The sequence below is a fragment of the Shewanella sp. TB7-MNA-CIBAN-0143 genome, assembly GCF_040310065.1.
Classification (GTDB): Bacteria; Pseudomonadota; Gammaproteobacteria; order Enterobacterales; family Shewanellaceae; genus Shewanella.
In genome coordinates, this window is the sequence record NZ_JBEOPL010000017.1 from 12,726 (window position 1) to 25,257 (window position 12,532).

At 43.0% G+C, this 12,532-nt stretch carries 10 protein-coding genes; all 10 read right to left on the bottom strand.

Going from position 1 to position 12,532, the window contains the following annotated elements; genetic code table 11:
- Nucleotides 1-67: 67 nt before the first annotated feature.
- The gene (locus AAEY97_RS14410; RefSeq protein ID WP_101088816.1) at nt 68-790 is read right to left on the bottom strand and encodes a DUF599 domain-containing protein; all 723 of its coding nucleotides are present in this window, start codon (nt 788-790) and stop codon (nt 68-70) included.
- Nucleotides 791-875: 85 nt separating this feature from the next.
- Nucleotides 876-1,535 carry an RluA family pseudouridine synthase gene (locus tag AAEY97_RS14415; RefSeq protein WP_101088815.1) on the bottom strand — a complete coding sequence of 220 codons (660 nt, stop codon included), beginning with the start codon at nt 1,533-1,535 and terminating at the stop codon, nt 876-878.
- Nucleotides 1,536-1,629: 94 nt separating this feature from the next.
- On the bottom strand, nt 1,630-3,747 hold the full coding sequence (locus tag AAEY97_RS14420; protein WP_350999583.1) for a methyl-accepting chemotaxis protein: 2,118 nt from the start codon (nt 3,745-3,747) through the stop codon (nt 1,630-1,632).
- Between the two features lie 134 nt (nt 3,748-3,881).
- The gene (gabT, locus tag AAEY97_RS14425; RefSeq protein WP_350999586.1) at nt 3,882-5,156 is read right to left on the bottom strand and encodes a 4-aminobutyrate--2-oxoglutarate transaminase; all 1,275 of its coding nucleotides are present in this window, start codon (nt 5,154-5,156) and stop codon (nt 3,882-3,884) included.
- Nucleotides 5,157-5,167: 11 nt separating this feature from the next.
- Nucleotides 5,168-6,616, bottom strand: coding sequence for an NADP-dependent succinate-semialdehyde dehydrogenase (gene gabD, locus AAEY97_RS14430; RefSeq protein WP_101088812.1), 1,449 nt, complete (start codon nt 6,614-6,616; stop codon nt 5,168-5,170).
- 69 nt (nt 6,617-6,685) lie between these two features.
- Nucleotides 6,686-7,972 carry an NAD(P)/FAD-dependent oxidoreductase gene (locus tag AAEY97_RS14435; RefSeq protein ID WP_350999589.1) on the bottom strand — a complete coding sequence of 429 codons (1,287 nt, stop codon included), beginning with the start codon at nt 7,970-7,972 and terminating at the stop codon, nt 6,686-6,688.
- Between the two features lie 206 nt (nt 7,973-8,178).
- Nucleotides 8,179-8,994 (bottom strand): ABC transporter permease subunit, encoded by an 816-nt coding sequence (locus AAEY97_RS14440; RefSeq protein WP_101088810.1) that lies wholly within the window; start codon nt 8,992-8,994, stop codon nt 8,179-8,181.
- Entirely contained in the window at nt 8,991-9,890 is a 900-nt protein-coding gene (locus tag AAEY97_RS14445) for an ABC transporter permease subunit (protein ID WP_101088809.1), read from the bottom strand. Before AAEY97_RS14445 ends, AAEY97_RS14440 begins: the two co-directional genes overlap by 4 nt.
- The gene (gene potA / locus AAEY97_RS14450; RefSeq protein WP_350999592.1) at nt 9,887-11,023 is read right to left on the bottom strand and encodes a polyamine ABC transporter ATP-binding protein; all 1,137 of its coding nucleotides are present in this window, start codon (nt 11,021-11,023) and stop codon (nt 9,887-9,889) included. The genes AAEY97_RS14445 and potA overlap by 4 nt, the downstream gene beginning before the upstream one ends.
- Nucleotides 11,024-11,183: 160 nt before the next feature.
- Nucleotides 11,184-12,284, bottom strand: coding sequence for a polyamine ABC transporter substrate-binding protein (locus AAEY97_RS14455; RefSeq protein ID WP_350999595.1), 1,101 nt, complete (start codon nt 12,282-12,284; stop codon nt 11,184-11,186).
- Between the last annotated feature and the right edge of the window lie 248 nt (nt 12,285-12,532).

The following is a 12,532-nucleotide window of genomic DNA, read 5'->3' on the forward strand; positions in this document are numbered from 1 at the left end:
TCTTGCATTAAGTCATGTTATTACGCCATATCCGTTAATGTTAACAAACAATGCATATTTTTTGGGGTTAATCTCGACGAATATAACTCGGATTTTGTTCTAAATAAGCCTGTGCTGCAGTGATAGCAACCACGGCTTTAGAATTAAATTCACGTTGGTACAAGGTATATACCACAAATAAACTGGCTAAAATGAACATTCCTGGATGCATAAACCAGCACAGCGCCGCCATAGAGTAGTAATAAGAACGTAAGCCATAGTTATATGAATGCGCCGCTTGATCTTGTACCACGGCCATTTGCCTTGCATAGCCCAATGCATTTTTATCGCTACCGGTTTTATCTAATGGTGCCGCGCCAATCATAATATTCACAAAACCATATTGACGCATTGACCAGGTAAATTGGAAAAATGCTAGCACGAAAATCCCAGCTAAAAGAGCCAGTTTGATCTGTACCAGCGCGTGATTAGGCGACGAGGTGAAGGGAATAGAACCAATCACGGTTTCAAGCTTTTCAACCTGCGAAAATAACGTCAACACACCCGCCAGGATCAGTAAAGTTGTTGAAGCAAAGAAGGCAATATTACGTTCTAAATTAGCCAATAATGCCGCTTCCGCTACGCGTATCTCTTTGGCTATCACCTGCGACATCCAATGAATACGTTGCTGATGCATTACTCGTGCAATGCAATTAGAGGTTTTGGCTTTACGACGGGCAAAACCGGTATACCCTATCCAACTAACTAAAAATACAATTAAAGCCAGCGAATCTAACCATGAAATCACCATGCTGATTAACCTATGTAAGAATAAATAATAGATTGATTATGCATCAGTTTTCACCATGCTTACATCAGTTTGTTGCTAGAAGTGGTTAAAATGGGCTTGGGCAAACAAAATCAATCCGTTGTTCTGTTACTGGATGAGTGAACGATAATGAAGTGGCATGCAACATTAATCGGTCCGACATCGCTTGCGAATAGTCATTACCATATAAGTCACAACCTAAAATAGGATGGCCTATTTGCTGGCTGTGTATGCGTAGCTGATGAGTCCGGCCGGTAATAGGGGTAAAGGTGACCCGTGTTGACAGCCCTTGTTGATGGCGTTCAATTACTTGATATTGACTGTGAGCGGGTTTGCCAGTTTGCTGACAAATTTTCATAAACGGGAAATTATCGCTATCTTTGGCGATCGGTAATTCAATATCACCATGTTGCTCAACCAAATCACCATATAACACTGCAGTGTAGGTTTTTGTGACAGTACGTAGCTGAAATTGTTTAGTTAATAATCCATTAATCTCTTTGTTTAGCGCCACTAACATAATACCTGACGTACCAAAATCGAGACGGTGTACTAACGTAGCCGTTGGATAATCTTGCACTAAACGATGATGTACTGAATCCTTGTTTAATGGATTCTTCCCCGAGAGACTTAATAATCCCGTCGGTTTATTGATCAATAACAAATGTTCATCTTGGTATAAAACCTCAATGTTGCCATCGCAGGGTGGAGCAATAAATTCAGCCATAATATCTTAGTGGTAACTATCTAAGCGGGAATAATAATAGAAAAGGTGGCTTGTAAGCCACCTTTCATACTGTTCGCGCTAGGTTAAAGCAGGGTTAAGTTCGTAATCGTCCCAATTGCTGATGCTGCTGCTGAACTAAATCAGCTAGGCTGTCACTGCTCTGCTGAGCACTGTCAGCCAGCTGAGATAACTCAGCAGCCGAGTCTGAAATGCCAGTAATATTACGATTGACCTCTTCGGTTACTGCACTCTGCTCTTCAGCTGCGGTAGCGATGTGGGTCACTTGACCTGACACTTGGTTAATTTGTTCAACGATGGCATTCAGCGATTGTAATGCTAGCTGAGTTTGCTCAACCGCTTTTTGTGCGCCTTGGGCACCTTTATCAATAATGCTCGAGGCATTTTTAACTTCTTTTTGTAACGACTCAATTAAGGTACTAATTTCATTAGTCGACGTTTGAGTTCGAGACGCAAGGGTTCTGACTTCATCGGCAACAACAGCAAAGCCTCGGCCTTGTTCCCCCGCTCTAGCAGCCTCAATAGCCGCATTTAACGCTAATAGGTTAGTCTGCTCTGCAATGGAACTGATCACCTCTAAAATACGGCTAATATTGGCGCTGCTTTGCGACACCATACCTACCGCTTGCTGAGCTTGTGCTGAATCACCCGAGACTCCCTCAACAAATACCATCGCTTGAGTTAATCGCGACTGACCGTCTTTCACATTAACCGTCATGGATTCGGTTTCCATTGCGGTTTGCTCAGAGGCTTTAGCCACTTCAAGCGCGGTGGCGCTCATTTGATTAACCGCTGTTACCACACTTTCAATTTCACCATATTGGCGATTAACACTTTCGCGTGTGTGCTTAGCAATGTCTGCCGATTTTATGCTTTCTTGTTGCGAACGGTCGGCAAGAATTTTGAGCTCGGAAATGAGATGGCGCAATTTAGCAATGAAGGCATTAATACCACTGCCTAATGCAATTAACTCCGCATGGGCATCGACTTCTATCGCTTGAGTTAAGTCGCCTTCGGCGCTGGCAAGGTTTTCGACGCGAGCTTGGATCATATTAAGCGGCGCAATAATGCTGCGAATAACCAAACTGATAATAAGCACCGCAATAACCGTGACAATAATACCGATGGTTAATAGCAAGCTGCCCAGAGACATCGCCATGTCATTCATGGCAGTATTCATATGATCTACCGCCATAAACGCTTGGGTTTTCGGCACTTCAATAATCAATGACCAAGTTGCATTAGCAATAGGGATGTTAATAGGATATGCCACGGCAATGGTGGTTGGTTCATTTACAAACCCCGATGAACTATTTAATGCCAACAGCTTTTTAGCCAATTCTGGCCCGACAGATTCACTAAAAGGTCGTGCAAATTTTTTATAATGGCTAGCGGCCACCACAAACCCTTTCTGGCTCACCAACGTCACCTTAGCTTGCCCACCATACAAACTTTTAGATAATTGCATAATCATGGTTTGAAATATCGGCAAGTTGATGTCCACGCCAACGAGACCTTTAAATTGGTTATCCACTATAACGGGCACGGTTAACGAGGTCATGAGTGCAGTATTGCCTGGAGTGATTTCGTACAAATATGGTTCCATTAAGCACGGCTTTTTAGTGTCTTTGGCACACAAGTACCACTCAGCCTCGCGAACGCCAAACTCATTTAACGTGGTAACGTATTTTTCAGCCGCCTCATCAACTTGATTCTGCTCTACTGTGCCGTCATCATTGCGGGTGTAGTAAATTTCTAATGTGCCCGCATTCGGTACACTGTGGCTTTCACCTTGAAGATAACTGTCATCGAGACCATCATAGCCATTAGGTTCAAATTGCGCATACATCGATGATATGATGTTATTTTTCTGCAATATTGCCGCAAGCGATAACTCCACCCGCTCACGACTTAAAGGATCTTTTTTTGAGGTTTGTTCCAGTAAGCCTGCAAACGAAAAGGGAACCCGATAAGCTTCATTGATAAATCCAGCAATACGCTCACCATACTCACCCGCTCTTGCTGAGAGTTTGTCATTAATCTCTTGTTGTAACGCAACCTCAACCTCTGCGGCCAGACTGGTATTCTTATCTTTTAACCCTAGCCACAAACTTAAAGAGAGTGTAATGACTGTGGCAACAAATAACGCCGAGGTGATCCATAACAACTTTGACTTAATGGATAATGCCTTCATTCAATTGAGCTCCCGCTTTAGTATTAATTTTCAGATACAATAAAGTGTAGTCAGCTTTAAAAATTAAGTAAGTATGAGATATAAAAAATCCCGTAAAAACGGGATTCTATTGATTATTTTGACAAAAAGAGCCGCTATTTAAACACGGTCTGAAATGTAGAGTCCATAATCGCAAGACCAGTATCAATTTGTGCATCTGGCGCAGTTAATGGTACCAGCACTCGGATAACGTTGCCGTAGGTGCCACAAGACAATAAAATCAGTCCGCGGTTACGTGCTTCAGTTAAAATCTTACCACTGTACTGCGGAGCAGGTTGCCCATCTTCCATTAACTCTATGGCGATCATTGCACCCAATCCACGCACATCAGCAATTTGCGGATACTTAGCTTGCATATCAGTGAGTGCCGATTTAAGCCGATGACCAACTTCATTAGCGCGAGTTAATAACTGCTCTTCTTCAAACACTTCAATAACCGCTAACGCAGCAGCGCAGGCAATCGGGCTACCACCATAAGTACCACCTAAGCCACCAGCGGTAACAGCATCCATGACTTCTGCTTTACCGGTAATACCTGATAGTGGGAAACCACCGGCTATAGACTTGGCAAAGGTAGTAATGTCTGCGGCTACGCCCATTTGCTCCATCGCAAAGAAAGTACCAGTACGACCAGCGCCGGTTTGTACTTCATCGGCAATTAATACGATGCCATGGTTGTCGCACAATTCACGTAAGCGCTTCATAAATGATGGCGTAACCGCGTAAAAGCCACCCTCACCTTGTACCGGCTCTAAAATAATTGCGGCAATATCGGCAGGCTCAGCATCATTCTTAAAAATACGTTCAATTGATGCCATAGCATCATTTTCAGACACGCCATGCATTTCACACGGAAATTCAGCTCGGAACACGTTGGCAGACATTAAGCCCATGCCTTTACTGTACGGTGCTACTTTACCAGTTAATGCTAACGCAGCGATGGTTCGACCATGATAGCCAGAGGTAAATGCAATAACGCCTGCTCGTTTTGTATAAGCACGAGCTACTTTTACTGCGTTTTCTACCGCCTCAGAACCACTGGTAAATAAGGCGGTTTTTTTAGCAAAATCACCCGGTACCAAATGGTTAAGTTTTTCACATACCGCAATGTAACTTTCGTAACCCAACACCATAAAACATGTGTGAGAAAATGCATCTAACTGCGCTGCCACTGCCGCTTTAACTTTAGGGTGTAAATGACCAGTATTGAGTACCGCAATACCACCGGCAAAGTCGATATATTCACGACCTTCAACATCCCATACTGTGGCGTTTTCAGCACGTTCAGTAAAAATTGGGTGAATTTGCCCTACACCTTGAGCCACAGCAGCTTGGCGACGAGCCATTAATCCATCATTTGTTTTAGTCATAGCCCGCTCTCTTAAACTGACATGCAGATATATTTCATTTCAAGGTATTCTTCGATACCAAATTTTGAGCCTTCGCGGCCTAATCCAGACGATTTAATGCCACCAAATGGCGCGACTTCGGTCGAGATTAATCCGGTGTTAACGCCCACCATACCGTATTCAAGTGCTTCTGCTACTTTGTAAACCAGCGAAATATCACGGCCATAAAAGTAAGCGGCTAAGCCAAATTCAGTGTCATTAGCTTGTTTAATCACATCATCTACTGTGTCGAATTTGAATAGCGGTGCTAATGGGCCAAAAGTCTCTTCTTTGGCAACTAACATCGATTTATCAACGTCACGTAAAATAGTAGGTTCAAAGAAAAAGCCACCTAAGCTATGTGTTTTACCGCCAGTGACGATACTTGCGCCTTTAGCAACAGCATCGGCTAAATGACGCTGTACTTTAGTCACTGCATCAGCATTGATTAACGGGCCGATATTCACCCCTGTATCCACGCCATTACCGACGCTTAATTTAGCCACTGCGGCAGCAAACTTTTGGGTGAATTGCTCATACACTCCTGCTTGGACATAAATACGGTTGGCACACACACAGGTTTGACCGGCATTACGGTATTTAGCAATCATTGCGCCATCAACTGCGGCATCAATATCGGCATCATTAAAAACGATAAACGGTGCATTACCACCTAGCTCCAATGACAGTTTTTTAAGTGTTGGAGCACATTGCTCCATTAACTTAATTCCTACCGCAGTTGAACCAGTAAAAGATAATTTACGCACAATAGGGCTTTCACATAAAGCATTACCAATCGCAATCGCATCACCAGTAATAACACTAAACACACCAGCAGGAATGCCCGCACGATGTGCAAGCTCAGCTAATGCTAATGCGGTAAATGGAGTTTGCGGCGCAGGCTTAACGACCATAGTACAACCGGCTGCTAGTGCAGGCCCGGCTTTACGGGTGATCATCGCAGCAGGGAAATTCCACGGGGTAATCGCCGCAGTCACGCCAACAGGTTGCTTAATAACAGTCAGTCTTTTATCTGCTTGATGACCAGGAATGGTATCACCATAGATACGCTTAGCTTCTTCGGCAAACCATTCGATAAACGAGGCAGCATAGGTTACTTCACCTCTTGATTCTGCCAGCGGTTTACCTTGCTCGGTCGTCATCATTAACGCTAGGTCTTCAGCATTTTCATGCATTAACTCAAACCAACGGCGTAACTTCTGGCTACGCTCTTTTGCAGTCAGCGCGCGCCATGCAGGTAAGGCATTATTGGCTGCTGTAATGGCTGCTTCGGTTTCTGCTTTGCCCATAACAGGCACATTACCGATGATTTCTTGGGTAGCAGGGTTAGCTATAGCAACCGTTTCGCCACTGTTAGCACCCACCCATAGGCCATCGATATAACATTGTTCATGCAATAAGCTTGGATCATTTAAAATCACAATGCGCTCCTACTAAATTCTAATAAAACTCAGTTAATCATTAACAGCCAGCTGGTAATCAACTGATGGTTATATGCCAAACTTGTCACGTAACGTGTAATACCACGCACCTAAGGCACTAAACGGCACTCTAAGTGCATGCCCGCCAGGGAATGGATAATGCGGCAATGCGGCAAAGGCATCAAAACGTGTGGCTTGACCATTAAGCATTTCGGCAATTAACTTACCGGCTAAATGAGTATAGGTAACCCCATGACCACTACAGCCTTGTGAGTAATAAATATTATCGCCAATACGGCCAACTTGTGGCAGGCGCGATAACGTCATTAAAAAGTTACCCGTCCAAGCATAGTCAACTTTAATCCCTTTTAACTGCGGAAAGGTCTTTAATAGTTTAGGCATAATCAAGGCTTCAACGTTGGCCGGATCGCGAGCACCATAAACCACGCCACCACCAAAAATAAGGCGTTTATCGCCAGTAAGACGGTAATAATCTAATAAGTAGTTACAGTCTTCAACGCAATAGTCTTGCGGTAGTAAACTCGCAGCTATTTCATCTGACAATGGTTCAGTGGTAATCACTTGAGTACCACAAGGCATGGATTTAGCTTGTAGCTCTGGCAATAATTTACCTAAATAAGCATTACCAGCTACCACTACAAATTTACAGTTAACCTGGCCTTGTGCTGTGTGCACAACCGGTGATGCGCCATCGTCCACTTTAATGACAGCTGAATCTTCAAAAATCAATCCACCAAGGGATTCCACCGCACGGGCTTCACCTAATGCAAGGTTTAGAGGATGAATATGGCCACCGCTTTTATCGAGTAAACCACCGACATATAAATCGGTATTAACCACTTTGCGAATGCCATCCTGGTCGAGTAACTCTAATTGATTGTTATGACCATGAGCTTCCCATAATGATTTTTGACTCTGTAAATGGCCCATTTGCTTGGCGTTCATGGCGGCAAAAACACCACCATCTTTTAAGTCGCAATCAATGTTGTATTTGGCAATACGGTCACGAATAATCTGACCACCTTCGAACGCCATTTGACCAAAAAGTTTAGCTTGTTCTTTGCCGACAACGCCTTCGATAGAATCAATGTCACGACTAAAAGAATTGACAATTTGACCGCCGTTTCGACCTGATGCTCCCCAGCCAATTCTTGCCGCTTCAAGCACCACAACTTTCATGCCGCTTTCTAATAAATGTAACGCAGAAGACAAACCAGTATAGCCCGCGCCAATAACACAAACATCTGTTTCAATTGTAGATTCTAAGCGAGGACGTTCGACTTTATCATTAGCCGATGCAGCATAATATGAACTAGCATGAGGTGTGGCGGACATAGCACTTCCTTTATAGGTTCAAAACGTAATTCAACTCACTCATCCTACACTTATGCAAATTTAAAAACTAGCATTAATCGCGTAATTTTTGACACTTTGTTGAATATATTAAACACCTGTGTCAGTAGAATATAGCAAATAGATTATCGAAAATAAAAAGCCACACTGACATCAGCGTGGCTTTTACATTGTGTTATTGAGTACTGTTATTCCATCGCAATTTTAGCTTTTTTCTCTGCTCGGCGTGCAAAATACCAAGATAAGAAAGCCACTAAAGAAACCGCTAAAATAATAATCGTCGCCAGCGCGTTAATCTTAGGTGAAACCCCTAAGCGTACTGACGAAAACACCACCATAGGCAAGGTTGTAGAACCAGGACCAGAGGTAAAGCTGGCAATCACTAAGTCATCTAACGACAAGCTAAATGATAACAACCAACCGGCAATAAGTGATGGCGCTATCATTGGTATAGTGATTAAAAAGAAGGTTTTTAATCGCGTTGCACCTAAGTCCATCGCCGCTTCTTCTATCGACAAATCCAGTTCACGCAGTCTTGACGATACCACCACCGCAACATAAGCAGCACAGAAAGTAGAGTGGGCAATCCATACCGTAAACATGCCGCGCTCAGTTGGCCAACCAAAGGTTTCTGACATTTGTACAAATAACAGTAGCAACGACAAACCAGTGATAACTTCAGGCATAACCAAAGGTGCGGTGATCATGTTAGACAAGGTTAACTTAGCCCATGAGCGTCTAAAACGGGTCATCACAAACGCTGCCATCGTTCCAATAATCACTGCCATGGTGGAGCTATAAAAGGCAATGCGTAAACTGGTCCAGACTGCATTTAATATTTGCTGGTCCTCAAATAGCTCGCCATACCATTTAGGCGAAAATCCTCCCCACACGGTAACCAGTTTTGAGTCGTTAAATGAATAGATGACCAAAATCAGCATTGGCGCATATAAAAAGATTAACCCCACCCACAACATCACTTTAGAGAAACTTAACTTCTTCATACGTCGCTCTCCATGTTGCGTGACTGATAACGGTGGAACAAAGTAATTGGGACAATCAATAACGCTAGCATAACAATCGCTAATGATGACGCTACCGGCCAGTCGCGGTTATTAAAGAACTCTTGCCACAACACCTTACCAATCATTAATGAGTCAGGACCACCCAGCAGTTCAGGGATAACAAACTCACCCACGGCAGGGATAAATACCAACATCGAGCCAGCGATTACACCGCCCATTGATAATGGCAGAGTAATTTTCCAGAAAGTATTGATACTGCTAGACCCTAAATCTGAAGCTGCTTCTAGTAAGCTTAAATCTAATTTTACTAGGGTGGCGTATAGCGGCAGAATCATAAACGGTAAGTAGGCATAAATAATACCAATGTATACTGCAAAATTAGTATTCAGCATTTGTATTGGTTCAGAAATAATGCCTAACCAAGTCAGGGCGTTATTGATTAAACCGTTGTTACTTAAAATACCCATCCATGCGTATACCCGAATCAAAAAGGAGGTCCACGACGGCAACATCACCAGTAGCAGCAATACCGCCTGCATTCTTACTGGGGCGCGGGCAATGGCATAAGCCATCGGAAAACCAAGCACCAAACAGCCAAGTGTGGCAACAAAGGCCATTTTTAATGAGGTTAAGTACGCCATGTAATACATTGAATCTTGCAGCAACAATAAATAGTTACCCAGATTAACGAATATATTTAGCGCCTCATCAACATAATTAAACGTTGGTTCGTACGGTGGAATGGCAATCGCAGCAGTAGAAAAGCTCAGCTTTAATACTATGGCGAACGGTAAGGCGAAAAACAGTAACAACCATAGGTATGGAATCCCCATGGTGAGATGTCGGCCTTTGAATATTTTCAATGGATTCTTCATGAGTTTAATACAACCCCGCTGGTGTCTTCCCAACTGATGTAAACCTCATCTTCCCACGTTGGGTGATCGGCGCGGCGTTCACGGTTAATCATTGAGCATTGAACGATTTGGTTGTTTTTCAACTTAATGTAATACACCGACAAACCACCTAGGTAGGCGATGTCATGCACTACGCCGTGAGCCCAGTTATATTCACTTTCGGGCTTCTGACGGCTAATAATGGTTTTTTCTGGTCGTAGGGCTAAAAATACATTTTTGTTTTCTAGACTGGTTGAAATACCGTGACCAATGTAAAACTGTTGCGATAAAGTTGGCGATTTAATAATTGCGTGGTCAACTTCATCTTTAATGATTTCACCTTCGAATAAGTTAACCGTACCAATAAACTCAGCAACCATACGGCTAGCTGGCGACTCGTAAATGTCCATTGGGCTGCCGGTTTGGGCAATCCAACCTTCATGCATAATCGAAATACGTCCGGCCATGGTCATGGCTTCTTCTTGGTCATGGGTTACCATCACGCAGGTAACACCTACCGCTTCTAAAATATCGACCACTTCTAACTGCATTTGAGTACGCAGCTTTTTATCTAATGCGCCCATTGGCTCATCAAGTAATAATAATTTAGGTCGCTTTGCTAATGAACGAGCTAAGGCGACACGCTGACGTTGGCCACCCGATAACTGATGCGGTTTACGTTTACCGTATTTGTCCATGTGCACCAGTTTAAGCATTTCTTTAACCCGCACAGCAATATCAGCCTTAGGCATCTTGTCTTGCTTCAATCCAAAAGCAATATTTTGTTCAACCGTCATGTGCGGAAATAAAGCATACGATTGGAACATCATATTAATAGGGCGTTCGTACGGTGGCATATCAGTAATGTCGACACCATCAAGAAAAATACGCCCCTCAGTTGGCTTTTCAAAACCCGCGAGCATGCGTAACAAGGTTGATTTACCCGAACCTGAACCACCCAAAAGCGCAAATATTTCGCCACGGTTAATGGTTAACGAGACGTCGTCTACTGCACGCACATCATCGAAAAGTTTGCTGACACGCTCAATTTTGAGCAGCACTTTATCTTGCGTCTTTGTGGTTGGTTTATGAGTGACGCTCGAGGTGTTTACCATAATACTGCTCCGCCTTTTGGAGTATGCGTACCGCAACAGAACAGCCTGTTTCTGGGCACACGTAACAATCTGTTAAAGTGGCAAAATTAGCCAATAAATACATCAATACTGCTATAAAAACAGGACGAGAGGGCTCGCCCTGAGTGCTAGTGAGGTTAGGTTATTGACCTGACTTCACTTTGGTCCATGCACGCGTTACTACACGTTGAATTTTTAATGGACGAATATCGCCAATGTACAACTTATCAATTACCGACTGTGGTGGGTAAATGGCTGGGTCATTACGAATCGCTTCGTCAACTAAGGCTTGTGCTGGAGCGTTAGGGTTAGCGTAAGCAACATAGTTACTGATAGGTGCAATCACTTCAGGACGAAGTAAGTAGTTAATCAGTTTATGGGCGTTATCTACGTTAGTGGCATCTTGTGGGATGGCTAACATATCAAACCATAAGTTGGCGCCTTCTTTTGGAATAGAATAGCTAATCTTATTACCGTTACCGGCTTCATCAGCACGTGCAGCAGCCTGGAATACATCACCAGAGAAACCAAACGCGACACAGATATCGCCGTTAGCTAAGTCTGAAATGTAGCGCGATGAATGGAAGTAAGTGACGTAAGGACGTACTTTTTCCAACACTGCGGCGGCTTTTTCATAATCAGCAGCATTTTTACTGTTTGGATCTAAGCCTAAGTAAATCAGGGCTTGAGGTAACATGTCGTCGGCAGAATCAAGCATCGAGAAACCACATGAGCCAATTTTTTCAGCATACTTAGGGTTAAAGATAAGCTCTAAAGAATCAAATGGCGCATCTTCACCTAATACCGCTTTCACTTTTTCGATATTATATCCAATACCGTTAGTGCCCCATAAATACGGAATTGCGTGCTCATTGGCCGGATCAGCTTTTTGTAGTTGTTTCATTAAATCAGGCTTTAAGTTGGCATAATTAGTCAACTTAGCGCGATCAAGCTTTTGAAATGCACCCGCTTTAATTTGCTTAGCTAAAAAGTGATTAGACGGAACAACAATGTCATAACCGCTGTGGCCAGAAAGTAATTTCGCTTCAAGTACTTCATTACTGTCAAACACGTCATAAATAACATGAATACCGGTTTCTTTCTCAAAATTGGCTAAGGTATCTTCGGCAATATAATCCGACCAGTTGTACATTTTAACCACTTCCTGAGCCTGAATAGCAGTGCTTGAAAACACACCCGCAGTAATTAAGGCCAATGTGGATAGTTTGTTTAATAGCTTCATACTTTCTCCCTGTTGGATAATGGTCAGAATGGTACTGACATTTGTTTTTTTCGCTAGGTCTTACCAGCGTGTAAAATCTTCTTTCTAATGAAAGAAATTATCCAATGCTACAACTTAACTATGCATCGGTATGGTTAACGCGACATTACTTGTTTCCTTCAGCGCGATTCTATCAAAAACACTTTCGATTACTAGATCGTGTAAATGCAATTGGTTAAAAAATCACTATATTGCAATAATCATTCAGT

Coding starts and splice junctions, on each gene's coding strand:
- AAEY97_RS14445 (WP_101088809.1), bottom strand. CDS start 9,890: ATGAAGAATCCATTGAAAATATTCAAAGGCCGACATCTCACCATGGGG.
- AAEY97_RS14455 (WP_350999595.1), bottom strand. CDS start 12,284: ATGAAGCTATTAAACAAACTATCCACATTGGCCTTAATTACTGCGGGT.
- potA (WP_350999592.1), bottom strand. CDS start 11,023: ATGGTAAACACCTCGAGCGTCACTCATAAACCAACCACAAAGACGCAA.
- AAEY97_RS14415 (WP_101088815.1), bottom strand. CDS start 1,535: ATGGCTGAATTTATTGCTCCACCCTGCGATGGCAACATTGAGGTTTTA.
- AAEY97_RS14410 (WP_101088816.1), bottom strand. CDS start 790: ATGGTGATTTCATGGTTAGATTCGCTGGCTTTAATTGTATTTTTAGTT.
- gabT (WP_350999586.1), bottom strand. CDS start 5,156: ATGACTAAAACAAATGATGGATTAATGGCTCGTCGCCAAGCTGCTGTG.
- AAEY97_RS14420 (WP_350999583.1), bottom strand. CDS start 3,747: ATGAAGGCATTATCCATTAAGTCAAAGTTGTTATGGATCACCTCGGCG.
- AAEY97_RS14440 (WP_101088810.1), bottom strand. CDS start 8,994: ATGAAGAAGTTAAGTTTCTCTAAAGTGATGTTGTGGGTGGGGTTAATC.
- AAEY97_RS14435 (WP_350999589.1), bottom strand. CDS start 7,972: ATGTCCGCCACACCTCATGCTAGTTCATATTATGCTGCATCGGCTAAT.